Here is a 23958-nt window from a genome sequence, read left to right on the forward strand (position 1 = left end):
TTCTAGCAGCCCGCAAACGCCCGGGGCGGCACCATGGCCGCCCCGGGGTTCGTCCCTGACCGCAGTGGATCAGCGGCGCTGCAGCTGCAGCATCTCGCTGTTCTGGAAGCGGCGACGCTGGGGGTCGATCAGCTCCAGGGTCTGCTCGTCCAAGCGCAGGAAGTAGTAGATCTGCCCCTCGCCGTCCGGCGTCAGTTCGTAGACGGTGGCATCCGGGTCGGTCGCGGTGCCGCTGAGCACCTCCCAGTTGCCGGCGTAATTCTCATCGGGCGGGTTCTGGGGATGGGCACGATAGGAGGCCTGAAGGGTAAAGGTCCGCTCCTCCGGCTGGCTCTGCTCGCTACCCTGCATGACCACATCCAGGTCGATACCGTCACAGTTGCGGCATGGCAGGGTGCCCTGATAGCGCTCCTCCCCGACCTCGACGCCGGGCGCCTCGGGCCCCGGAGCCGGGCCAGCGGCACACCCGGCCAGCAGTGCGAGCATGGCCGATCCCGCAAGCAAGGTCCTGATTTGCATGTGTGTCCTCCTGAACAGTGGGCAATGACACCGTCATTCACGGCGGCCTGTTTGACAGCATAACCTCTCAGGCTACTGGCGGACAGTCTGCCATATCGCGCCATCATCCTCAGCCCGCGCCGGGGTAGACGTACCCGAAGACCAGGGCCAGCACCACCGGCATCACCACCAGCGCCCCCAGGTTGCCGATCAGCACCAGCGAGGCCACCTTGTGGGGTTCCTGGCGGTACTGCTCGGCCACCAGGTAGTTGAGTACCGCCGGCGGCAAGGCGGCGAACACCCATAGCGCCGCCGCCTGGATACCGGAGAGCCCCAGCAGCCAGATCAGCGGGACGGCCAGCACCAGGCCGGACAGCGGGCAGAGCAGCGCCCCGAGCATGCCGGTCTTCCAGTCGCCGAAGTCGATGTCGAGCATCCGTACGCCCAGTGCGAAGAGCAGCAGGGGAATGCAGACGCCGCCGAGCATGTGCAGCGCCTCGAGCAGCCAGCCGGGGAGCCCGACCCCGGCCAGGTTGACCGCCAGGCCGGCGATGCTGGCCAGCACGATGGGCATGCGCAGGATCCGCCACAGCGGCGTGGCGGGACTGAGCATCCAGAGCCCCAGCGAGAAGTGCAGCAGCATCTCCACGATGAACAGTACGATGGCCGCCGGGAGCGCCGCCTCACCGAAGGCCAGCAGCAGCAGCGGAATTCCCATATTGCCGGAGTTGTTGAACATCATCGGCGGCAGGAAGGTCTTCGGGTTCAGCTTCAGCCACTTCACCAGCGGCCAGAGCAGCACCCCGGAGCCTACGACGATCACCGCCCCTCCGATCGCCAGCCCGACATACTCCTCCAGCGGTGCCTGGCCATCGGCCAGTACCGCAAACACCAGCATGGGCACGAACAGCTCCATGTTGAGGGTGTTGATGCTGCGGATATCCGGCGTGCGAAAGCGACCATAGAGGGTCCCGCAGCCGCAGCCGGCGATCAGGAACACCGGCAGCAGGGTGGCGAGGATCTGGGCGGTCATGGGGGCCCCATTGAATTCGAATCTGCAGAAGTGCCCCCAGACTAGCACGGCGGCCGCTTGCGCGGCTGCCCCGGGCAGGTCACCATGAGCCGAGTCCCCTACTCTTGCCAACAAGCGAGTGACCATGAGCAAGTTCTGGAGTCCCAGGGTACGCGAGCTGACGCCCTACATTCCCGGCGAGCAGCCACGCGAGCGCCTGATCAAGCTGAATACCAACGAGAATCCCTATCCGCCGGCCCCGGGCGTGGGCGCCGTGCTTCGCGACTTCCCCACCGATCACCTGAGGCTCTATCCGGACCCTGAGTCCCGCGCCCTGCGCGAGGCGTTGGCCCGGGAGTTCGGCGTCGAGGTCGATCAGGTCTTCGTGGGCAACGGCTCCGACGAGGTGCTGGCGCTGGCCTTCCAGGCCTTCTTCTGCCAGCCGCAGCCGCTGGAGATGCCAGAGACCACCTACAGCTTCTATCCGGTCTACTGCCGGCTGTATGGCGTGGAGCGACGCCCCCTGCCGCTGACCGCCGACCACGAGGTGGACCTCGCCGCCTTCTCCAGCGACAGCGGCGGGGCCATCTTCGCCAACCCCAACGCCCCCACCGGCCATGGCCACAGCCGTGAAGCGATCGCCGAGCTGCTCGGGCGAGTCACCGACAGCGTGGTGCTGGTGGACGAGGCCTACGTGGATTTCGGGGGCGAGAGCGCCATCCCCCTGGTGGCAGGGCATTCGAATCTGCTGGTCACCGGCACCTTCTCCAAGTCGCGCAGCCTGGCGGGCCTGCGCCTGGGCTATGCGGTGGGCTCCCGGGAGCTGATCGAGGGACTCACCCGGGTCAAGGACTCCTTCAACTCCTACCCCATCGACAGCCTGGCCAGCGCCGTGGCCATCGCCGCCCTGGAGGACCACGAGCACTTCGAGGCGTGCCGAGAGAAGGTCATCACTACCCGGGAGCGCACCCGGACCCGCATGGAGAGGCTCGGCTTCACGGTCTTGCCCTCCCAGGCCAACTTCGTGCTGGTGACCCATCCGGCGCATGACGCCGCCCAGCTGTTCGCCGGCCTGCGCGAACGCGGCATCCTGGTACGCCACTTCAACACCGAGGCGCTGCGCGACTACCTGCGCATCACCATCGGCACCGAGGATGAGATGGAGAGCCTGGTGGAGACCCTCGAGACCCTCTGCGGTTAAACGCCTCTGCCCACGCAGCGAAAAGCCCCGACCATCTCGCGATGATCGGGGCTTTTCTCTATAAGTGCCTGACGATGATCCGGCCGGCGCTCCGGGGGCCGGGCTCCGGGGGCCGGCGCGCCGGGACTCTCCATGGGGAGACCCCCAGAACGACGAAACCCCAGCCATCGGGCTGGGGTTTCTGAAAAGGTGCCTGACGATGTACCCGGTCGGCGTCCCGATACTCTCCATGGGGAGACCCCTGGCTCGCCACGCTGCGCCGCCATGCGAAAAAACCCCCCGACCATCTCGCGATGATCGGGGCTTTTCTCTATAAGTGCCTGACGATGACCTACTCTCATGGGGAGACCCCACACTACCATCGGCGCTGAGCGGTTTCACTGCTGAGTTCGGCATGGGATCAGGTGGTTCACGCACGCTATGGTCGTCAGGCGAAAAGGGGGGGTGAATCATGCTGACGTCGAGACGTCTCGTGCGTATCCGCTGTCATCTGTCATCGACAGACCACTTGGGTGTTATATGGTCAAGCCTCACGGGCAATTAGTATCGGTTAGCTCAACGCCTTGCAGCGCTTCCACACCCGACCTATCAACCAGCTGGTCTCGCTGGGCCCTTCAGGAGGCTCAAGGCCTCAGGGAAGTCTCATCTTGAAGGGGGCTTCCCGCTTAGATGCTTTCAGCGGTTATCCTGTCCGCACATAGCTACCCGGCAATGCCACTGGCGTGACAACCGGAACACCAGAGGTGCGTCCACTCCGGTCTCTCTCGTACTAGGAGCAGCTCTTCTCAAACTTCCAACGCCCACGGCAGATAGGGACCGAACTGTCTCACGACGTTCTAAACCCAGCTCGCGTACCACTTTAAATGGCGAACAGCCATACCCTTGGGACCGACTTCAGCCCCAGGATGTGATGAGCCGACATCGAGGTGCCAAACACCGCCGTCGATGTGAACTCTTGGGCGGTATCAGCCTGTTATCCCCGGAGTACCTTTTATCCGTTGAGCGATGGCCCTTCCATACAGAACCACCGGATCACTAGAACCTACTTTCGTACCTGCTCGACGTGTCTGTCTCGCAGTCAAGCACCCTTATGCTCTTGCACTCAATGCACGATTTCCAACCGTGCTGAGGGTACCTTCGTGCTCCTCCGTTACGCTTTGGGAGGAGACCGCCCCAGTCAAACTACCCACCACACACGGTCCTCGATCCGGATAACGGACCTGAGTTAGAACGCCAATGATGCCAGGCTGGTATTTCAAGGTTGGCTCCACCCGAACTGGCGTCCGGGTTTCAAAGCCTCCCAGCTATCCTACACAAGCAACATCAGCGTCCAGTGTGAAGCTATAGTAAAGGTTCACGGGGTCTTTCCGTCTAGCCGCGGGTACACAGCATCTTCACTGCGATTTCAATTTCACTGAGTCTCGGGTGGAGACAGCGTGGCCATCATTACGCCATTCGTGCAGGTCGGAACTTACCCGACAAGGAATTTCGCTACCTTAGGACCGTTATAGTTACGGCCGCCGTTTACCGGGGCTTCGATCAGGAGCTTCGCTTGCGCTAACACCATCAATTAACCTTCCGGCACCGGGCAGGCGTCACACCCTATACGTCCGCTTGCGCGTTTGCAGAGTGCTGTGTTTTTAATAAACAGTTGCAGCCACCTGGTATCTTCGACCGCCTCGTGCTCCGGGAGCAAGTCCCTTCACACTAACGCGGCGTGCCTTCTCCCGAAGTTACGGCACCATTTTGCCTAGTTCCTTCACCCGAGTTCTCTCAAGCGCCTTGGTATTCTCTACCTGACCACCTGTGTCGGTTTGGGGTACGGTCCCACTGTATCTGAAGCTTAGAGGCTTTTCCTGGAAGCGTGGCATCGATGACTTCCTGACCGTAGTCAGTTCGTCTCGCCTCTCGGCCTTAGGATCCCGGATTTGCCTGAGATCCCAGCCTACTGGCTTTCACCAGGACAACCAACGCCTGGCTCACCTAGCCTTCTTCGTCCCCCCATCGCAATACAGTGAGGTACGGGAATATTGACCCGTTTCCCATCGACTACGCCTTTCGGCCTCGCCTTAGGGGCCGACTCACTCTGCTCCGATTAGCGTCGAACAGAAACCCTTGGTCTTCCGGCGGGGGAGTTTTTCACTCCCCTTGTCGTTACTCATGTCAGCATTCGCACTCGTGATACCTCCAGCAGACTTCTCAATCCACCTTCATCGGCTTACACGACGCTCCTCTACCGCTCATCCAGAGGATGAACCCGTAGCTTCGGCACCTGGTTTGAGCCCCGTTACATCTTCCGCGCAGGCCGACTCGACTAGTGAGCTATTACGCTTTCTTTAAAGGATGGCTGCTTCTAAGCCAACCTCCTAGCTGTCTGAGCCTTCCCACCTCGTTTCCCACTTAACCAGGATTTCGGGGCCTTAGCTGACGGTCTGGGTTGTTTCCCTTTTCACAACGGACGTTAGCACCCGCTGTGTGTCTCCCACGCTGCACTCACCGGTATTCGGAGTTTGCCTCGGGTTGGTAAGTCGGGATGACCCCCTAGCCGAAACAGTGCTCTACCCCCGGCGGTGATACGTGAGGCGCTACCTAAATAGCTTTCGAGGAGAACCAGCTATCTCCGGGCTTGATTAGCCTTTCACTCCGATCCACAAGTCATCCAAATCTTTTTCAACAGATCCTGGTTCGGTCCTCCAGTTGATGTTACTCAACCTTCAACCTGCTCATGGATAGATCGCCCGGTTTCGGGTCTATTCCCAGCGACTGGTCGCCCAGTTAAGACTCGGTTTCCCTACGCCTCCCCTATACGGTTAAGCTCGCCACTGAAAATAAGTCGCTGACCCATTATACAAAAGGTACGCGGTCACAGAACAAGTCTGCTCCCACTGCTTGTACGCACACGGTTTCAGGATCTATTTCACTCCCCTCTCCGGGGTTCTTTTCGCCTTTCCCTCACGGTACTGGTTCACTATCGGTCAGCCAGGAGTATTTAGCCTTGGAGGATGGTCCCCCATATTCAGTCAAGGTTTCACGTGCCCCGACCTACTCGATTTCACATGATCAGATTTTCGACTACGGGGCTATCACCCACTATGGCCGCGCTTCCCAGCGCGTTCGTCTAATCAGTCACATGCTTAAGGGCTGGTCCCCGTTCGCTCGCCGCTACTGGGGGAATCTCGGTTGATTTCTTTTCCTCGGGGTACTTAGATGTTTCAGTTCCCCCGGTTCGCCTCCCAACACCTATGGATTCAGTGTGGAATACCCCTGCTTATGCAGGGTGGGTTTCCCCATTCAGAAATGCCCGGGTCACAGGTCGTTTGCCACCTCGCCGAGCCTTATCGCAGGCTACCACGTCTTTCATCGCCTCTGGCTGCCTAGGCATCCACCGTGTGCGCTTCATCGCTTGACCATATAACCCCAAGGGGTCTGATCTGCGATGACAGTTTGACAATTGCCGGATACGCTTGAGACGTATCTCATGTTCTTCCTGAATCTCTCCAGGAAGGAACGTTTGTCAGCATGATTCACATTGTTAAAGAGCAGACTGTCAATCGACAGTCATAAACCGGTCATTGCAAAGTGCAAGGTTGGCTTATGACTGCGGATCCGATCAGGTAATGACTGTTGTGGGGGAGGATGGTGGAGCCAAGCGGGATCGAACCGCTGACCTCCTGCGTGCAAGGCAGGCGCTCTCCCAGCTGAGCTATGGCCCCGAGGCAATTTGTGTGAGACAAGGCGCTTCGATGCGACGCATAGCCTGCTATGCGAGTATCGGAGCAACGCGGTATCACCCCGCCTTATTCATGAGACCGGCCTGAAAACGAAGATAGCGGATGGTATCCTCTTGAAAATTCAGTGTGTTCCCCCAAGAACCTGATCCAAGGGAGCCATCCGCTATGGGTGAAAGCCTATCCACCTGGACGCCCTCGTGCAACGGCTCTGTCCGTGTCGAGCTGAGCGGCCACCGCACCACCAGCGACAGCGGCGCTTTGTTGCTGCGTGAAGCCCTCGACAACAGCGGCGTGATTGAGGCGCTCGAAGACAACCTGGTCGATCCGCGTCACCCGCTGCGTATCCGCCACTCCCTGGCCAGTCAGCTACGCACCCTGGTGCTGCAGCGCGCGATGGGCTGGATCGATCTCAGCGATACCGACACGCTGCGCCGTGACCCGCTCTGGCAGTTGGCCTGTAGCGACGCGCGCGGGACGACGCCATTGGCGCAGGACCGGCCGTCTCAAGCCACGCTGTCGCGGCTGCTGACCTGCCTCGGCCGCAACGACAACATCGATGCCGTGCACGAAGGCCTGCTGCGGCTGGTGCTCTGGCGCCTGACCTCGCTGAAGAACGGCGAGCGCCCCAAGCAGCTGACGCTGGACATCGACGGCCTGCCGATCGAGGTCCACGGTCACCAAGGTGGCTCGGCCTACCATGGCCTTTACGGTACCCGCATCTACTCGCCGCTGGTCGCCTCGCTGGCCGAAACAGGCGACATGGTCGGTGGCCTGCTACGCGAGGGCAACGCCGGCCCGGCTGAGAATGCCGATACATGGATCCCCCATCTGGTGACGCGGCTCAACGAGAGCACTGGCGCCCAGGTTCGGGTGCGCATCGATGCCGGATTCACCGACAACGACACGCTGGAGGCGCTGGAAGAGCGCGACATCGAGTATCTGGGCCGGTTACGCAGCCACAAGGGCCTGCAAAAATTGGCGGCGCCCTACCTGAAGCGGCCCCGCGGCCGACCGCCTGAACAGCCTCGAGAATGGTGCCATGACCTTGAGTACCAAGCCGGTTCCTGGCCGGCACCACGGCGCGTCGTGCTGGTCGTGCAGGAGCGCCCCGATGACCTGCTGCTGCATGCCTTCTTCCTGGTCACCAACCTCAGCAAGTTCGACTGGCCGCCAGAGAAGGTCCTAGCACTCTATCGCAAGCGCGGCAGCGCCGAGGCGCACATGGGCGAAGTGAAGTCGGCGCTCGACGTGCACCTCTCGTCGACCGATCGCGGCGCCTCCACCGTTCAGGACGTGATGGCGCGCAACGAGGTGAGCTTGCTGCTCAGTCTCTACGCCTACCAGGTCCTGCATGGCCTGCGCTGCCTCCTGGAGCGGCAAACCCGACAAGGCTGGAGCCTGAGCCGGATGCGCGAGCAGGTGCTCAAGGTCGCCGCCACGCTGAGGCTGCACGCTCGGCGAATCACCGTTCATCTGGGTGCCGCCGCCGACAAGTGGTGGCCGACGCTGCTGAAGGGGCTACCGAAGCTGACCGCACTGAGCTGACGCTCCTGCGAGACCACCACAGCATCAGAAAGCGAGCGACCGGAGCGGCGGTCGGCGATCACGGCTGCTTGGACGGCCGCCATTGATTCCAAAGAGCTATAAGTAAGTAGGAAAAGGGCTGCGTTCTGGCATTACTCAACAGCCACTCGCGCTGAAGAGGCGAATCCTGATAAGCAATGCCAACAGCCAGTACCTTCAGACCGCTCAATCAGCGCCCTCGTGAATAAGGCGGGATCACGCAAATTTGGTGGGTCTGGGCAGATTTGAACTGCCGACCTCACCCTTATCAGGGGTGCGCTCTAACCAACTGAGCTACAGACCCGGCACTGTGCTGGTCACAGATAGCGAGTCGGCGTGCCGACCTCACCCTGCTTTCCATTTAAGGTCAGGGGGTGCGCTCTAACCAACTGAGCTACATCCTCCAACCTTTGGGCCATCGACCCAAACAGTCTTTTGCTCTGGTCGATCAGGTAATTCATTGTGAGCACTTGCCGCGTGTCGGGACGTCGTCGATAAGGAGGTGATCCAGCCGCAGGTTCCCCTACGGCTACCTTGTTACGACTTCACCCCAGTCATGAACCACACCGTGGTGATCGCCCTCCGAAGTTAGGCTAACCACTTCTGGTGCAGTCCACTCCCATGGTGTGACGGGCGGTGTGTACAAGGCCCGGGAACGTATTCACCGTGACATTCTGATTCACGATTACTAGCGATTCCGACTTCACGGAGTCGAGTTGCAGACTCCGATCCGGACTGAGACCAGCTTTTCGGGATTAGCTCCACCTCGCGGCTTCGCAACCCTTTGTACCGGCCATTGTAGCACGTGTGTAGCCCTACCCGTAAGGGCCATGATGACTTGACGTCGTCCCCACCTTCCTCCGGTTTGTCACCGGCAGTCTCCTTAGAGTTCCCGACATGACTCGCTGGCAAATAAGGACAAGGGTTGCGCTCGTTACGGGACTTAACCCAACATTTCACAACACGAGCTGACGACAGCCATGCAGCACCTGTCTGTGCGTTCCCGAAGGCACCAAGGCATCTCTACCAAGTTCGCACGATGTCAAGGGTAGGTAAGGTTCTTCGCGTTGCATCGAATTAAACCACATGCTCCACCGCTTGTGCGGGCCCCCGTCAATTCATTTGAGTTTTAACCTTGCGGCCGTACTCCCCAGGCGGTCGACTTATCGCGTTAACTGCGCCACAAAGCTCTCAAGGAGCCCAACGGCTAGTCGACATCGTTTACGGCGTGGACTACCAGGGTATCTAATCCTGTTTGCTACCCACGCTTTCGCACCTCAGCGTCAGTGTCAGTCCAGAAGGCCGCCTTCGCCACTGGTATTCCTCCCGATCTCTACGCATTTCACCGCTACACCGGGAATTCTACCTTCCTCTCCTGCACTCTAGCCTGACAGTTCCGGATGCCGTTCCCAGGTTGAGCCCGGGGCTTTCACAACCGGCTTATCAGACCGCCTACGCGCGCGCTTTACGCCCAGTAATTCCGATTAACGCTCGCACCCTCCGTATTACCGCGGCTGCTGGCACGGAGTTAGCCGGTGCTTCTTCTGTGGGTGATGTCCTTCCTCGAGGGTATTAGCCCCAAGGCTTTCTTCCCCACTGAAAGTGCTTTACAACCCGAAGGCCTTCTTCACACACGCGGCATGGCTGGATCAGGCTTTCGCCCATTGTCCAATATTCCCCACTGCTGCCTCCCGTAGGAGTTCGGGCCGTGTCTCAGTCCCGATGTGGCTGATCATCCTCTCAGACCAGCTACGGATCGTCGCCTTGGTGAGCCATTACCTCACCAACAAGCTAATCCGACATAGACTCATCCGATAGCGCAAGGTCCGAAGATCCCCCTGCTTTCTCCCGTAGGACGTATGCGGTATTAGCCTGGGTTTCCCCAGGTTATCCCCCACTACCGGGCAGATTTCTATGCATTACTCACCCGTCCGCCGCTCGCCACCAGGAAGCAAGCTTCCCGTGCTGCCGCTCGACTTGCATGTGTTAGGCCTGCCGCCAGCGTTCAATCTGAGCCATGATCAAACTCTTCAGTTTAAGATCATATAGTCCTTACCCTTCGAAGAAGGAAGCGGACCAAACTTGGCTCAAGGTTCAAACGTTCTCAAAAAGATCCGAAGATCTTTGACGAGTCGCTTGCCTTGATGTTTCAGTGACTGGTCACCGACACATCGACAAGCGCCCACATGAATTACCTGATCGATTGTTAAAGAGCGGCTCCCGTCTCGGCATCCGAGTGGAGCATCTCGCTTGCTGTCGGTGAGAGTGAACTCTCTGTCACCAGCGCCCTGCGAGGAAGGCGTATTCTACCGATTCGCTTCAGCGTGTCAAGCGGCGGTTGGCGGTGCGTGGCACCCCGTCCGATTTCCGCTGACTGCCCGCCTCATCTTGCCGAGGCGCTGCGAATAGAGCCCTCAGCGAGCCCTGCAGAACAAGTGGTGCGCATTCTAGCGGAATCCGCGGCGAGTGTCAAGCGAGAAGATTTTCGAAACTTTCAAAAACCTCAAGCAGAACAACCACTTCTACCACCTTTCACCGCCTGCAACCTTGCTGGTCACCGGCAGCGGATGCGTACTTTACGGCTTCCCCCGGCCCGGGGCAAGCCCTCTGTGTAAAAAAGTTTCAGGATGATGGCAGAGCGGCGAATCCGGGGAGTCAGTACATCGCCCCGAACTATCCACAGCGCCGCGGCGGAAGGGGCTGTGGACAAACCGCGGCGCCGAGACGACAGCGCCCGCACTTGGGCGGGCGCAGCGTCCACTGGCCTGGGCCAGTCGGATCATGTCCGACTACTTGAGCGTCACCCGGGCGTAGCGCTTCTTGCCCGCCTGGATCACATAGCTCTGGCCGGTCGCCAACATATGATCTCGCTCGACCACCTCGCCATCCACCTTGACCCGGCCGTTGCCGAGCATGTCCTTGGCCTGGGCGCTGTTGTTGGCCAGGCCGGAGCGGTTGAGCACCGCCGCGATGGGCGCCTGCTCGCTGCCCTCGAAGCCCACCTCCACCTCGGGCAGATCCTCCGGCAGCTCGCCCTCGGCCAGCTGGTTACCCGCGGAGCGGTGCGCATTGGCCGCCGCCTCCTCGCCGTGGTAACGCGCGATCAGCTCGCGGGCCAGGATCATCTTGATGTCCCGGGGATTGGCACCGCCCTCGACGTCACGCTTGAGCGACTCGATCTCCTCGTTGGACTTGAGCGAGAGCAGCTCGAAGTAGCGCCAGATCAGGCTGTCCGGCATGGAGACCAGCTTGTTGAACATGGCGCCCGGCGCCTCGTCCACGCCGACGTAGTTCCCCAGCGACTTGGACATCTTCTGCACGCCGTCCAGCCCTTCCAGCAGCGGCATGGTGATCACCACCTGGGGCGTCATGCCGAAGTGCTTCTGCACCTCGCGCCCCATCAGCAGGTTGAACTTCTGGTCGGTGCCGCCCATCTCGATGTCGGCCTCCAGCGCCACGGAGTCGTAGCCCTGCACCAGCGGATAGAGGAACTCGTGGATGGAGATCGGCTGCCCCGCCTTGTAGCGCTTATCGAAGTCGTCGCGCTCGAGCATGCGTGCCACAGTGCTCTGGGCCGCCAGCTCGATCATCTTGGCGGCGGTGAGCTCGCCGAACCACTCGGAGTTGAAGCGCACCTCGGTCTTTTCCGGGTCGAGGATCTTGAACACCTGCTCCTTGTAGGTCTGGGCGTTGGCGCGGACCTCCTCCTCGGTGAGCGGCTTGCGGGTGACGTTCTTGCCGGTGGGGTCGCCGATACGACCGGTGAAGTCGCCGATCAGGAAGATGATCTGGTGGCCGAGATCCTGGAACTGACGCATCTTGGTCAGCAGCACGCTGTGCCCCAGGTGCAGATCGGGGGCGGTGGGATCGAAGCCCGCCTTGATCCGCAGCTTGCGCCCGGACTCCAGCTTCTTGATCAGCTCCTCTTCCAGCAGGATCTCCTGGGTGCCTCGCTCAGCAGCGCCAGTGCGCTAGCCACGTCGGTCATTGTCTCCTACTCCACGTGTACGGTTGCCGGGCCCCGGCGGGGGCCATCGATTGGGCCAGGATGGTAGCATGAGTCGACGCCTTGCGGTGACGCCCCAACGACCCGAGAGAGTGCCATGTCCCTCTATATAGGCCTGATGTCCGGCACCAGCCTGGACGGCATCGACGCCGCCCTGGTGGAGATAGACGACACCTCAGCCAGCGGCTGCCCCCGCCTGCTGGCCTCCCACGCCGAGCCGATGCCCGCGGCGCTGCGCGAATCTTTGTGGGCGCTGTGCCACGCCGCGGGGGCAGGCTTTGCCGAGCTGGCGGCGGCGGAGGACGCCTTCTGCCGGCTCCAGGCCCAGGCCGTGGCCACGCTGCTGGCGGCGAGCGGCACGCCCCGCGAGGCGGTGGAGGCCATCGGCAGCCACGGCCAGACCATCGAGCACGCCCCACAGGGGCACGCCGGCGGGCCCGCCTATACCCTGCAGCTCGACAACCCCAGCCTGCTGGCCGAGCTGACCGGGCGCTGCGTGGTGGCCGACTTCCGGCGCCGCGACCTGGCGGCCGGCGGCCAGGCGGCTCCCCTGGCGCCCGCCTTCCACGAGGCGCTTTTTCGTGCCCCCGGCGAGTGGCGGCTGGTGCTCAACCTCGGCGGCTTCGCCAACCTGACCCTGCTGCCACCCGCCGAGGACCCGAGGGCCCCGCTCGGCTTCGACTCGGGGCCGGCCAACGCCCTGCTCGACGCCTGGCACGCCCGCCATCGCGGCGGCGATTTCGATGCCGACGGCGCCTGGGCGGCCTCGGGGCGGGTAGACGAGGCACTCCTGGGTCGGCTGCTGGCGGAGCCCTTCTTCCACCTGCCGCCGCCCCGCAGCACCGGGCGCGAGCTGTTTCATCTCGACTGGCTGGAGGGGCACCTGACGGGGAAGGAACGCACAGAGGACGTGCAGGCCACCCTGGCGGAGCTGACGGCACAGAGCGTGGCGCTGGCGGTGGCCATGGCGCGCGAGCGACTCGAGGCTCCCACCGCTGCGCGGCTGATTCCCTGCGGCGGCGGCGCCCACAACCGCGACCTGCTGGCCAGGCTCGACCGGCACCTGCCCGATTCGCGCCTTGCCGATAGCGAGGCGTGGGGCTGGCCGGTCGACTGGCTGGAGGCCGGCGCCTTCGCCTGGCTGACCTGGCGAAGGCTGCACGGCATGCCCGGCAACCTGCCCTCGGTCACCGGCGCCGCCGGCCCCCGGGTGCTGGGCGGGGTCTACGCCCCCTGAGCCACGGCGCCAGGGGCGGGCCGGCCGCCGCCCTGCCGGGTCAGAAGTCCTCGTCGCGCTTGAGCGAGAGCTGGCTTGCCGCCTCGCGTGCCTGGGCCAGCCCTTCGCTTCCGGCGTCACCGTACTTGATCATCATGCGCAGGTCGTTGGCCGAGTCGGCGTGCACCAGCGCCACCTCCTCGGTGATCTTGCCCGCCCGGAAGAGGTCGTAGAGCGCCTGGTCGAAGGTCTGCATCCCCAGGTCTCGGGAGCGCGACATCACGTTCTTGATCTCGTTGACCTCGCCCTTGCGTACCAGATCGCCGATCAGCGGTGACTTGAGCATGATCTCGATGGCCGGGCAGCGGCCACCATCCACCGTGGGCAGCAGCTGCTGGGCCACGATGGCGCGCAGGTTGAGCGAGAGGTCGAGCCAGATCTGCTCGTGCCGCTCGTGGGGGAAGAAGTGGATGATGCGATCCAGCGCCTGGTTGGCGTTGTTGGCGTGCAGGGTCGCCAGGCAGAGGTGGCCGGTCTCGGCGAAGGTCAGCGCATGCTCCATGGTCTCCCGGGTGCGGATCTCGCCGATCAGGATCACGTCGGGCGCCTGGCGCAGGGTGTTCTTCAGCGCGACCTCGAAGGAGTCGGTGTCGATGCCCACCTCGCGCTGGTTGATGATCACCTTCTTGTGCGGATGCACGTACTCGATGGGATCCTCGACGCTGATGATATGGCCCCCCAGGGTCTCGTTGCGCTGCTGGATCATCGAGGCCAGGGTGGTCGACTTGCCGGTACCGGTGCCGCCCACCACGAACACCAGGCCACGCTTGTTGTTGGCCAGCTCGCCCAGCACCGGCGGCAGCGACAGCTCCTCCAGGTGGGGGATCTCGAAGGCGATGCGCCGGATCACCATCGCCTTCTGGTTGCGCTGCTGGAAGGCGCTGACGCGAAAGCGCCCCTTGTCCCTGAGGCTGAGCGCGAAGTTGGCCTCGCGCTCGACCTGGAAGCGCGCCATCACCGCCTCCGGGATCGACGCGCTGACCAGCTCGTCGACCTGGGCCACGGAGAGCCCCTGGTCGCCCAGGGGAGTCAGCTTGCCGGCCATCTTGAGGGTCGGCGGTGCATTCACCGAGATCAGCAGATCCGACGCCTCCTTCTGCACCATGATATCCAGCAGCTGGTAGAGCCACTCTTTCGCCGTCATGTCCCTGCTCCTCTTCCCCGTTGTTCCCTGCCGCGCGGCCGACCCCCGGTCAGTTGGCCAGCACGCCCTTGGCCTTGGCCTGCGCCTCGTCGCGCGCCACCACGTTGTCCGCCACCAGCTTGGCCAGCGAGGCATCGAGGGTCTGCATGCCCAGGTTGCCGCCGGTCTGGATGGCCGAGTAGATCTGCGCCACCTTGTCCTCGCGGATCAGGTTGCGCACCGCCGCGGTGGCGATCAGGATCTCGTGGGCCGCGACGCGCCCGCCGCCCATGCGCTTGAGCAGGGTCTGGGAGACCACCGCCTGCAGCGACTCCGAGAGCATCGAGCGCACCATGGATTTCTCATCACCGGGGAAGACGTCGATGATCCGGTCGATGGTCTTGGCCGCCGAGGTGGTGTGCAGGGTGCCGAACACCAGGTGGCCGGTCTCCGCCGCGGTCAGCGCCAGGCGGATGGTCTCCAGGTCGCGCAGCTCGCCCACCAGGATCACGTCGGGGTCCTCGCGCAGGGCGCTGCGCAGCGCCGGGGCGAAGCCGTGGGTGTCGCGGTGCACCTCGCGCTGGTTGATCAGGCAGCGCTTGCTGCGGTGAACGAATTCCACCGGGTCCTCGATGGTGAGGATGTGCTCGTAGCGGTTATCGTTGATGTAGTCGATCATCGCCGCAAGCGTGGTGCTCTTGCCCGAGCCGGTGGGGCCGGTCACCAGCACCAGGCCGCGGGGCAGCATGGAGAGCTGACGGAAGACGGTGCCGAGGCCGAGGTCCTCCAGGGTCAGCACCTCGGAGGGAATGGTACGGAACACCGCGCCCGCGCCACGCGCCTGGTTGAAGACGTTGACACGGAAGCGCGACACGCCGGGCACCTCGAAGGAGAAGTCGGTCTCGAAGAACTCCTCGTAGTCACGGCGCTGGCGGTCGGCCATGATGTCGTAGATCAGCTTGCGGACCTCGCGGTCCTCCATGGCTGGCACGTTCAGGCGGCGAATGTCGCCATCGACCCGGATCATCGGCGGCAGGCCCGCCGAAAGATGCAGGTCGGAGGCCTTCTGTTTTGCCGAGAACGCCAGCAGTTCGGTAATATCCATGCGTTTTCCCTTGCTCCCGAAGCCCTGGTGACATCTTGTAATGTTCAGTATGACAGAGCTTGCCACATGACGGCCCCTTCTGCCTCCACCCCCCTCGCCGAATCGCTGGCCGCGGTGCGCCGGCGCCTATCCGCGGCCCTGGCGGATGCCGCCGGCGGCCGGCCGAGGGCGCGCAGCTGCTGGCGGTCAGCAAGACCAAGCCGGCGGCGCTGATCCGCGAGGCCTGGCATCTCGGCCAGCGCGAGTTCGGCGAGAACTATGTCCAGGAGGCGCTGGCCAAGCAGGCCGAGCTGGCCGACCTCGACGGCATCGTCTGGCATTTCATCGGCCCGCTGCAGTCGAACAAGACCCGCGAGGTGGCCGAACACTTCACCTGGGTACACAGCGTAGACCGTGAGAAGATCGCCCGGCGTCTGAACGATCAACGCCCGGAGGCAATGCCGCCGCTCGAGGTCTGCCTGCAGGTCAATATCAGCGACGAGGCCACCAAGTCCGGTGTGAGCCTCGCCGAGCTGCCGGCGCTGGCCGAGGCCGTGCTGGCGATGCCGCGCCTGCGCCTGCGCGGCCTGATGGCGATCCCGGCCCCGGCCGAGACCCCCGAGGCCCAGCGAGAGCCCTTCCCCCACCTGCGCGAGGCCCTGGAGGCGCTGCGCCGCCGCTTCCCCGGGGCGCCGCTGGACACCCTCTCCATGGGCATGACCAGCGACCTGGAGGCCGCCGTGCGGGAGGGCGCCACCCTGGTGCGGGTGGGCACCGCCATCTTCGGGGAGCGCGAACCACCCCGCTGAGCACCGACCGAACAACGTAGCCGCCGGATGCTCCACCGGCTCCATTCGACGAGCGATACAGGACACCCCCATGGCCACCAGAGTCACCTTCATCGGCGCCGGCAACATGGCCAGCGCCATCATCGGCGGCATGATCGACAGCGGCTTCTCGCCCTCCGCGATCACCGCCACCTCCCCGAGCGACGCCTTCCTGGCCCCGGTGCACGAGCGCTACGGCATTCACACCAACACCGACAACGTTGCCGCGGTCGCCCAGGCCGATGTGGTCGTGCTGGCGGTGAAGCCGCAGATCATGAAGGAGGTCTGCGAGGGGCTGGCCGGCGTGGTGCAGCGCCAGCGCCCGCTGATCATCTCGGTGGCCGCCGGCCTCGATGCCGCCACCCTGGAGGCCTGGCTGGGCGGCGACCTGCCGCTGGTCCGCTGCATGCCCAACACCCCGGCCCTGGTGGGCACCGGCGCTTCCGGCCTCTGTGCCAACGCCCGCGTCAGCGACGAGCAGCGGGCCCTGGCCACCGAACTGATGGAGGCCGTGGGCCTGGTGGAGTGGGTCGAGGAGGAGCACCTGCTCGACGCCGTCACCGCCGTCTCCGGCAGCGGACCGGCCTACTTCTTCCTGATGTTCGAGGCCATGGAAGAGGCCGGCGTCAAGCTGGGCCTGCCTGCCGACACGGCCCGCCGCCTGGCCATGCAGACCGCGCTGGGCGCCGCGAAGATGGCCATGGCCAGCGACAAGTCCCCCGCGGAGCTCAAGCGCAACGTGATGTCGCCGGGCGGCACCACCGAACGCGCGATCGAGCACCTCGAGGCGGCCGAGCTGCGCCGCATCCTCGCCGAGGCCATGGACGCCTGCGCCGCACGCGCCCGTGAGATGGCCGCCGAGCGCGGCGGCCGCTAGTTCCAGGATCAGTTACACGGGGCCGCCGGGCGGCGGCCTGCCCACGACATGGAGGAACCCTCATGGGAAATGCCGGCCTGCTGCTGATCAACACGCTGGTCAACCTGTACATCTTCCTGCTGATGCTGCGCTTCCTGCTGCAGGCGTCTCAGGCCGATTACTACAACCCCATCAGCCAGACGGTGGTCAAGATCACCCAGCCGGCGGTGCGCCCCTTTCAGGGCTTCCTGGGCCCGGTGCTGGGTCGCTTCGACATGGCCACCCTGGCGGCCGGCTTCGTGATCAAGGCGGTGAGCATTATCGTCATCCTGCAGATGGCCGGCTTCGGCATGGCGCCGGTCGCCGCCGTGGCCATCGGCGCGGTGGCGGCGTTGGCCAACGCCATCCTGAAGATCTACTTCTTCGCGCTGATCGCCATGATCATCCTCAGCTGGGTCGCCCCCAACGCCAGCCATCCGGGGGCGCTGCTGGTGATGCAGCTGGTGGAGCCGATCATGGCGCCGCTGCGCAAGGTGATCCCGCCGCTCGGGATGATCGATCTGTCGCCCATCGTGGCGTTCATCGCCATCAGCCTGATCGATGGTATCGTGGTGGGTTCACTGACCCGCGCTGCCGGCGTGGCCGGCGCCCTGGTCGGGCTCTGAGGCCCGCCCTCAGCGCCCACCGCAACGACTGGACACGGAACGACTGATGCCCGAGTTTCCTGGTGACTCGGTCGGCCTGGTGACGCCCCAGACGGCGCACTTCGACGACCCCCTGGCCCTGGCCTGCGGCAGGACGCTGCCGGCCTATGACCTCGTCTACGAGACCTATGGCACCCTCAACGCCGAACGCTCCAACGCGGTGCTGATCTGCCACGCGCTCTCCGGCCACCACCATGCGGCCGGCTACCACCGCGACGACGAACGCAAGCCGGGCTGGTGGGACGCCCATATCGGCCCCGGCAAGTCCATCGACACCAACCGCTTCTTCGTGGTCTCGCTCAACAACCTGGGGGGCTGCCACGGCAGCACCGGCCCCAGCTGCGAGAACCCCGAGAGCGGCCGGCTGTGGGGGCCGGAGTTTCCCATGATGACGGTGGGCGACTGGGTGAACAGCCAGGCGCGGCTGGCCGATCGCCTGGAGATAGAGCGCTTCGCCGCGGTGATCGGCGGCAGCCTGGGCGGCATGCAGGCGCTGCAGTGGACGCTGGCCTACCCGGAGCGGGTCGCCAGTGCCGCAGTGATCGCCGCCACCCCCAAGCTATCGGCGCAGAACATCGCCTTCAATGAGGTCGCCCGCCAGGCGATCCGCTCGGATCCGGACTTCCACGACGGCTGGTACACCGAGCACGGCACCGTGCCGCGCCGCGGCCTCAAGCTGGCCCGCATGGTGGGGCACATCACCTACCTCTCCGAGGACGCCATGGGCAGCAAGTTCGGGCGCGACCTGCGCACCGACGACCTCAACTTCGGCTTCGACGTGGAGTTCCAGGTGGAGTCCTACCTGCGCTACCAGGGCGACACCTTCTCCACCTCCTTCGATGCCAACACCTACCTGCTGATGACCAAGGCGCTGGACTACTTCGACCCGGCCGCGGCCCACGGCGGCGACCTGGCGCGGGCGCTGGCCCCCGCCACCTGCCCCTTCCTGGTGGTCAGCTTCACCACCGACTGGCGCTTCCCGCCCTCGCGCTCCAGGGAGCTGGTCAACGCCCTGGTACGCGCCGGCAAGCCGGTCAGCTACGCCAACATCGACTCGACCCACGGCCACGACGCCTTCCTGATGCCGGAACCCCGCTATCAGGCGGTGTTCGCCGCCTTCATGGACCGCGTGGCCGGCGACCTCGGCCTGGAGACGCGCGCATGATGAACCGCCCCGACTTCAAGCTGATCCACGACTGGGTGCCCCCGAACGCCCGCATCCTCGACCTGGCCTGCGGCGATGGCAGCCTGCTGGCGGCCCTGGCGCGCGACAAGAACGTCACCGGCTACGGCCTGGAGATCGACCCGGACGGCATCACCGCCTGCATCGCCCGCGGCGTCAACGTCATCGAGCAGAACCTCGACGAGGGGCTCGCCAACTTCGATGACGACGCCTGCGACCTGGTGATCATGACCCAGGCCCTGCAGGCGCTGCGCCGCCCCGACCGCATGCTCGACGAGATGCTGCGGGTGGCCAGCGAGGCGATCATCACCTTCCCCAACTTCGCCTACTGGCGCCATCGCGTGCACCTGGGGATCCGCGGCTACATGCCGGTCTCCAAGTCGCTGCCCCACGCCTGGTACGACACCCCCAACATCCACCTCTCGACCTTCAACGACTTTGAACAACTTTGCCGCGACAAGGGTCTGATCATCGTCGACCGGGCGGTGGGCATCGGCGACCACGAGGGACACTGGACCTCGCGGCTGTGGCCCAACCTGTTCGGCGAAATCGCGATCTTCCGGGTCACCCGACGCGCCTGACCCGGCAACGGCAAAGAGGGTTCACGATGAGGCAAGGCGTCCTGAAGGGCCTGCTCGCCGCCGGCCTGATGCTGCTGGCCGGCACCGCCGCCGCCCAGCAGTACGAGCAGGTCGGCAATTATCAGGTCCACTACAGCGCGGTGAACACCAGCTTCCTGCCCGAGGAAGTCGCCCGCGAGCACAATATCCAGCGCAGCCAGGTGATGGCGCTGCTCAACGTCAGCGTGCTCGAGGAGCGCGAGGACGGCACCACCCGCGCCCTGCCGGTCTCGGTGAACGGGACGGTCGGGGGACTCGCCAGCGGCGACGCCCGCACCCCGCTGAGCTTTCGCACCCTGCGCAGCGGCGACGCCCCCTCCCAGATAGCGGTATTCCGCATCCACGACGACGAGGCGATGCGCTTCGACCTGGAGGTCCTCCACGACCGCAATGCGGAGCCGGCCCGGGTCAGCTTCATCCAGCGCTTCTACATCGACCGCTGAACCCCCACCGGCCGGGCAAGGCCTGCCCGGCCGGCGCTCAACCGGTGAAGCGTCGCTCGAGAGCCACCGGCAGCGGCGCCCCGAGGCGAATCGCCACCGGCGAATCACCTAGCCGCACCACCTCGCAGCGCTGCGCCAGCACCTCCACGCCGCGCACCGCCACCGCACGCAGGGTCGCCGCATAGGCGGGATCCAGGTGGGCCGCCGGCGCCACGTCCTCGATGCCCTCGTGGGCCACGCAGAACAGCAGCACCGCGCGCTGGCCGCGCTCGGCCAGCGCCGCCAGCACCTCCAGATGCCGGCGGCCCCGCTCGCTCACCGCGTCGGGGAAGTAGCCGTGGCCGTCGGCCTCCTTCAGGGTGACCTGCTTGACCTCCACGAAGGCGCCGCCGCGCGCGGGGTCGTCCAGGCGGAAGTCGAGCCGCGCCGAGAGCCCCTCCTCCTCCAGTACCACCTTCGCCTCGCGCTTCAGGTCGGCGTAGCCGGCGAGCCCGGGCACCCGGCCCTCGCGCAGGGCCTCCTCGACGATGCGGTTGGCCCGCCCGGTCTGCACCGAGGCGGCGGCCAGAGTGTCATCGGGCTGGGGCAGCTCGATCAGCTCCCAGGTCCAGGCCAGCTTGCGCGCCGGATTGTCGCTGGGCGAGAGCCACACCCGGCAGCCCGGCACATTTACGGCCCGCATGGAGCCGGTATTGGGGCAGTGGGCGGTGACCTCGCGGCCGTCGTCGAGGCGCACGTCGGCGAGGAAGCGCTTGTAGCGCCGCAGCAGCGTGCCCGGCACCAGCTCGGGGTAGTCCATGCGCGCCCCCTGCTGCCGGGCCAGGAAGCGTGCGAGACGCGCCACTGCCTCCTCCAGCCGCGCGATGCCGGTGGTGAAGGCGATGCGCACGTGATGCTCGCCGCCCGCGAGGGCGAAGTCGATTCCCGGCGTGATCGCCACGTTTTCCTCCTCCAGCAGGCGCCGGCAGAAGGCCTGGCTGTCGTTGCTGTAGCGGGAGATATCGAGCCACAGGTAAAAGGCCCCCTGGGGCGGCAGCGAAGGCGCAAGCCCCAGGGGTGCCAGGGCCGCCAGCAGGGCGTCGCGGCGACGCGAAAGCTCATGGCGACGGGCCTCCAGAATCTCCCGGCACTCGGGCGTGAAGGCCGCCAGGGCGGCGTGCTGGGCCGGGGTGGGGGCGGCCAGGAAGACGTTCTGGGCCAGCCGGGTGAGCGGCTCCACCGCAGCCTCGGGCGCCAGCAGCCAGCCCAGGCGCCAACCTGTCATGCCGAAGTACTTGGAGAAGCTGTTGACCACGAAGGCGTCCGGGGTGATCGCGGCCACCGAGAGTGGCTCGAGGTCATAGCAGAGCCCCTGGTAGATCTCGTCCACCAGCAGGTGGCCGCCCCTGGCCGCCACCGTCGCGGCCACGGCCGCCAGCTGCGCCTCGTCGAGCATATGGCCGGTGGGGTTCGAGGGGGTGGCCAGCATCGCCAGCCGGGTGGTGTCGCGCCAGTGGGCCTCGACCAGGCCGGCATCCAGCTGCCAACCGCTGGCCGGCCCCACCGGCACGGCGTCCACCTCGGCGCCGGCCAGGGCCATGAAGTGGCGGTTGCAGGGGTAGTTCGGATCGGCCATCAGCACGCGGTCGCCGGGGCCAGCGAGCAGCTGGCTGGCCAGCAGCAGCGCCCCGGAGGCGCCGGGGGTCACCAGGATGCGCTGGGGGTCGACCTCGGCGCCGAAGTGCTCGGCATAGTGGCCGGCGATCGCCTCGCGCAGCGCCGGCAGTCCCGCCGCCGGCGTATAGCGGGTATGGCCCGCGGCCAGGGCCGCCTGGCCAGCGGCCACTACCGGGGCCGGGGTAGGAAAGTCGGGCTCGCCCACCTCCAGGTGGATGACGTCGTGGCCGGCCGCCTCACGGGCCTGGGCGGTTTCCAGCAGGCTCATCACCCGGAAGGGGGCAACCTTATCGATGCGTGCATTCCACGCCATGGCGGGCTCCTGTGGCCGACGACCGACGCCAGGGAGCCTTGCTCCCGCGGCGTGGTCACAGTGTCATATGATCGAGGGCCCATAGTGTAGCGACTTTGGTGGCAAGGCCGCAGCCGGTGGGGAGGGCGAGGTTGCAAACCCCCGGTTTTTCCGCTAAACAAGCATCCCTTTGGCGTGAGATACCTTGCACCCAGGCAGGTATTGATCAGCAGTCACTCAAGTAACGAGGCAGTCCCATGCCAGTAGCCGACAAGAAAGCGGAAGCTCCCAAGAAGTTCACCCCCTACGAGCCGGCGGCGGGTGAAGAGTACATGAACGAGCAGCAGCTGGAGCACTTCCGCCAGATCCTGCTGGGCTGGAAGCAGGAGCTCATGGAAGAGGTGGACCGCACCGTGCGTCACCTGCAGGAAGAGGCGAACAACTACGCCGACCCGGCCGACCGCGCTACCCAGGAGGAGGGCTTCAGCCTGGAGCTGCGCACCCGGGATCGCGAGCGCAAGCTGCTCAAGAAGATCAACGAGACCCTCGACAAGATCGACGAGGATGACTACGGCTTCTGCGAGGCCTGCGGCGTCGAGATAGGCATCCGCCGCCTCGAGGCGCGCCCCACGGCCACCCTGTGCGTCGACTGCAAGACGCTGGCCGAGCTCAAGGAAAAGCAGCTGGGCGGCTGATCCAGGCATGCCGATGGCCTGCATGAACCCTCGCAACGGGCACCCCTGGGTGCCCGTTCGCGCGTCTGATGGCGGGAGCCGCCCATGAGCCACTACCGCGGCCGCTTCGCCCCGACCCCGTCGGGCCCGCTGCACTTCGGTTCGCTGGTGGCCGCCCTGGCCAGCTTCCTGGACGCCCGCCGCGCCGGCGGCGAGTGGTGGCTGCGCATCGAGGACATCGACCCGCCGCGCTGCCCGCCGGGTGCCGCCGACGAGATCCAGCGCCAGCTCACGGCCTTCGGCCTGCACTGGGACGGCCCGGTGCTCTGGCAGCACGACCGCGACGACGCCTACCAGGCGGCCCTCGACCGCCTGGTCGCACTCGGCCTGGCCTACCCCTGCAGCTGCTCGCGCAAGCAGTGGCGCGAGCATGCGGTCTACCCCGGCTGGTGCCGCGAGGGCGTGCGCGAGCCCGGCAGGCCAGTGGCCTGGCGGCTGCGCAGCGACCTGGGCCTGCGCCCGGTGGTCTGGCAGGACCGCCTCTTCGGCGAGCAGCGCTTCGATCCGGCCGAGCTCGGCGACGTGGTGCTCAAGCGCAAGGATGGCCTCTGGGCCTACCAGCTCGCCGTGGTGGTGGACGACGCCGGGCAGGGGATCAGCGACGTCGTGCGTGGCTTCGACCTGCTCGACAACACTCCCTGGCAGCGCCAGCTGCAGCACGCCCTGGGCTACCCCGCGCCGCGCTACCTGCACCTGCCGCTGATCATCGGCGAAGGGGGCCAGAAGCTCTCCAAGCAGAACCTGGCCCCGGCCCTGCCCACCGATGACGGCGCGGTGCGCCCCCTGCTGCATGCCGCCCTCGTGGCCCTGGACCAGGCCCCGCCCGCCGGGCTCCGCGGGGCGCCAGTGGCGGAGCAGCTCGCCTGGGCCATCGCCCACTGGGAGGTCTCCCGCATCCGCCCCGAGCCACACCGAACGCGCGATGCGCTCCGGTCCGACTGAGAGGCGCCCATGTACGTCTATCGCATCCTGCTGTTCCTGGTGCTCGGTGGCTACCTGCTCTCGCCGCTGATGATGAGCGGCTGGGCCAGCCCCGGCGTGGCCTGGTATCGCCCCTTTATTATTTGGGGGGTGCTGATCGCGCTGACCCTGTGGCTGGAGCAGAAGAGGAAGCTCGATGAACGCTAGCCTGACGCGGCGTTGCTCGCC

General features: G+C 65.2%; 16 protein-coding genes, 2 tRNA genes, 3 rRNA genes and 3 pseudogenes. 12 read left to right on the plus strand and 12 right to left on the minus strand.

The features are described 5' to 3' along the window. Positions 1–69: 69 nt before the first annotated feature. Both B6N23_RS08940 and B6N23_RS08945 read right to left on the minus strand, forming a co-directional pair. The gene (locus B6N23_RS08940; protein WP_305497959.1) at positions 70–519 is read right to left on the minus strand and encodes a copper resistance protein NlpE N-terminal domain-containing protein; all 450 of its coding nucleotides are present in this window, start codon (positions 517–519) and stop codon (positions 70–72) included. A 109-nt stretch (positions 520–628) separates the two neighbouring features. Beyond that, positions 629–1531 carry an AEC family transporter gene (locus B6N23_RS08945; protein WP_305497967.1) on the minus strand — a complete coding sequence of 301 codons (903 nt, stop codon included), beginning with the start codon at positions 1529–1531 and terminating at the stop codon, positions 629–631. Positions 1532–1655: 124 nt separating this feature from the next. Here B6N23_RS08945 and hisC point away from each other — a divergent pair, with 124 nt between their 5' ends. Beyond that, entirely contained in the window at positions 1656–2711 is a 1056-nt protein-coding gene (hisC, locus tag B6N23_RS08950) for a histidinol-phosphate transaminase (RefSeq protein WP_305497968.1), read from the plus strand. 318 nt (positions 2712–3029) lie between these two features. Here the strand turns inward: hisC and rrf are convergent. The 3 genes from rrf to B6N23_RS08965 form a co-directional block, all read right to left on the minus strand. Next, positions 3030–3143: ribosomal RNA gene (gene rrf, locus B6N23_RS08955) — 5S ribosomal RNA — on the minus strand. A gap of 87 nt (positions 3144–3230) precedes the next feature. Continuing rightward, positions 3231–6120: ribosomal RNA gene (locus tag B6N23_RS08960) — 23S ribosomal RNA — on the minus strand. A gap of 228 nt (positions 6121–6348) precedes the next feature. Continuing rightward, a tRNA-Ala gene (locus tag B6N23_RS08965) sits at positions 6349–6424 on the minus strand. Between the two features lie 144 nt (positions 6425–6568). On the opposite strand from B6N23_RS08965, the gene B6N23_RS08970 reads away from it, so the two are divergent. Continuing rightward, complete coding sequence (locus tag B6N23_RS08970) at positions 6569–7987, plus strand: IS1380 family transposase (RefSeq protein WP_305497969.1); 1419 nt, start codon at positions 6569–6571, stop codon at positions 7985–7987. A gap of 245 nt (positions 7988–8232) precedes the next feature. Here the strand turns inward: B6N23_RS08970 and B6N23_RS08975 are convergent. From B6N23_RS08975 to tyrS, 3 genes and pseudogenes are all read right to left on the minus strand, one after another. Continuing rightward, a tRNA-Ile gene (locus B6N23_RS08975) sits at positions 8233–8309 on the minus strand. Between the two features lie 191 nt (positions 8310–8500). Next, positions 8501–10042 (minus strand): 16S ribosomal RNA (locus B6N23_RS08980). A 752-nt stretch (positions 10043–10794) separates the two neighbouring features. After that, a pseudogene (tyrS, locus tag B6N23_RS08985) lies at positions 10795–11993 on the minus strand (tyrosine--tRNA ligase). Between the two features lie 115 nt (positions 11994–12108). On the opposite strand from tyrS, the gene B6N23_RS08990 reads away from it, so the two are divergent. Continuing rightward, complete coding sequence (locus tag B6N23_RS08990; protein WP_305497971.1) at positions 12109–13248, plus strand: anhydro-N-acetylmuramic acid kinase; 1140 nt, start codon at positions 12109–12111, stop codon at positions 13246–13248. Between the two features lie 40 nt (positions 13249–13288). On the opposite strand, the gene B6N23_RS08995 is transcribed toward B6N23_RS08990, so the two are convergent. Together B6N23_RS08995 and B6N23_RS09000 are read right to left on the minus strand one after the other, a co-directional pair. Continuing rightward, a complete protein-coding gene (locus tag B6N23_RS08995) occupies positions 13289–14431 on the minus strand; it encodes a PilT/PilU family type 4a pilus ATPase (protein ID WP_305497973.1) in 1143 nt (380 codons plus the stop codon). A 49-nt stretch (positions 14432–14480) separates the two neighbouring features. Next, positions 14481–15515 carry a type IV pilus twitching motility protein PilT gene (locus B6N23_RS09000; RefSeq protein WP_119022735.1) on the minus strand — a complete coding sequence of 345 codons (1035 nt, stop codon included), beginning with the start codon at positions 15513–15515 and terminating at the stop codon, positions 14481–14483. Positions 15516–15581: 66 nt separating this feature from the next. Here B6N23_RS09000 and B6N23_RS09005 point away from each other — a divergent pair. From B6N23_RS09005 to B6N23_RS09030, 6 genes and pseudogenes are all read left to right on the plus strand, one after another. Continuing rightward, positions 15582–16303: pseudogene (locus B6N23_RS09005) on the plus strand (YggS family pyridoxal phosphate-dependent enzyme). A 70-nt stretch (positions 16304–16373) separates the two neighbouring features. Then, on the plus strand, positions 16374–17198 hold the full coding sequence (proC, locus tag B6N23_RS09010) for a pyrroline-5-carboxylate reductase (protein WP_305497978.1): 825 nt from the start codon (positions 16374–16376) through the stop codon (positions 17196–17198). Between the two features lie 62 nt (positions 17199–17260). Next, a complete protein-coding gene (locus B6N23_RS09015; RefSeq protein WP_169955853.1) occupies positions 17261–17842 on the plus strand; it encodes a YggT family protein in 582 nt (193 codons plus the stop codon). Between the two features lie 46 nt (positions 17843–17888). Further along, positions 17889–19046: a homoserine O-succinyltransferase MetX gene (metX, locus tag B6N23_RS09020; RefSeq protein ID WP_110070044.1), complete on the plus strand. Its 1158-nt coding sequence runs from the start codon at positions 17889–17891 to the stop codon at positions 19044–19046. Further along, a complete protein-coding gene (gene metW / locus B6N23_RS09025) occupies positions 19046–19645 on the plus strand; it encodes a methionine biosynthesis protein MetW (RefSeq protein WP_110070055.1) in 600 nt (199 codons plus the stop codon). The genes metX and metW overlap by 1 nt, the downstream gene beginning before the upstream one ends. A gap of 26 nt (positions 19646–19671) precedes the next feature. Then, the gene (locus B6N23_RS09030; protein ID WP_169955855.1) at positions 19672–20127 is read left to right on the plus strand and encodes a DUF4426 domain-containing protein; all 456 of its coding nucleotides are present in this window, start codon (positions 19672–19674) and stop codon (positions 20125–20127) included. Between the two features lie 37 nt (positions 20128–20164). On the opposite strand, the gene sfsA is transcribed toward B6N23_RS09030, so the two are convergent. Next, the gene (sfsA, locus tag B6N23_RS09035) at positions 20165–20926 is read right to left on the minus strand and encodes a DNA/RNA nuclease SfsA (RefSeq protein WP_305503760.1); all 762 of its coding nucleotides are present in this window, start codon (positions 20924–20926) and stop codon (positions 20165–20167) included. A 15-nt stretch (positions 20927–20941) separates the two neighbouring features. Continuing rightward, positions 20942–22096, minus strand: a pseudogene (locus B6N23_RS09040) (pyridoxal phosphate-dependent aminotransferase); the annotation flags it as partial. A 236-nt stretch (positions 22097–22332) separates the two neighbouring features. Here B6N23_RS09040 and dksA point away from each other — a divergent pair. The 3 genes from dksA to B6N23_RS09055 all read left to right on the plus strand — a co-directional run bounded on the left by dksA (position 22333) and on the right by B6N23_RS09055 (position 23937). Further along, positions 22333–22770, plus strand: a complete 438-nt coding sequence (dksA, locus tag B6N23_RS09045) for an RNA polymerase-binding protein DksA (protein ID WP_119022744.1) — start codon at positions 22333–22335, stop codon at positions 22768–22770. Positions 22771–22854: 84 nt separating this feature from the next. Then, the gene (gluQRS, locus tag B6N23_RS09050; RefSeq protein ID WP_305497987.1) at positions 22855–23751 is read left to right on the plus strand and encodes a tRNA glutamyl-Q(34) synthetase GluQRS; all 897 of its coding nucleotides are present in this window, start codon (positions 22855–22857) and stop codon (positions 23749–23751) included. 9 nt (positions 23752–23760) lie between these two features. Then, positions 23761–23937, plus strand: coding sequence for a hypothetical protein (locus tag B6N23_RS09055; RefSeq protein ID WP_162899978.1), 177 nt, complete (start codon positions 23761–23763; stop codon positions 23935–23937). Positions 23938–23958 lie beyond the last annotated feature (21 nt).

The organism is Halomonas alkalicola (genome assembly GCF_030704205.1).
Lineage (GTDB): Bacteria > Pseudomonadota > Gammaproteobacteria > Pseudomonadales > Halomonadaceae > Halomonas > Halomonas alkalicola.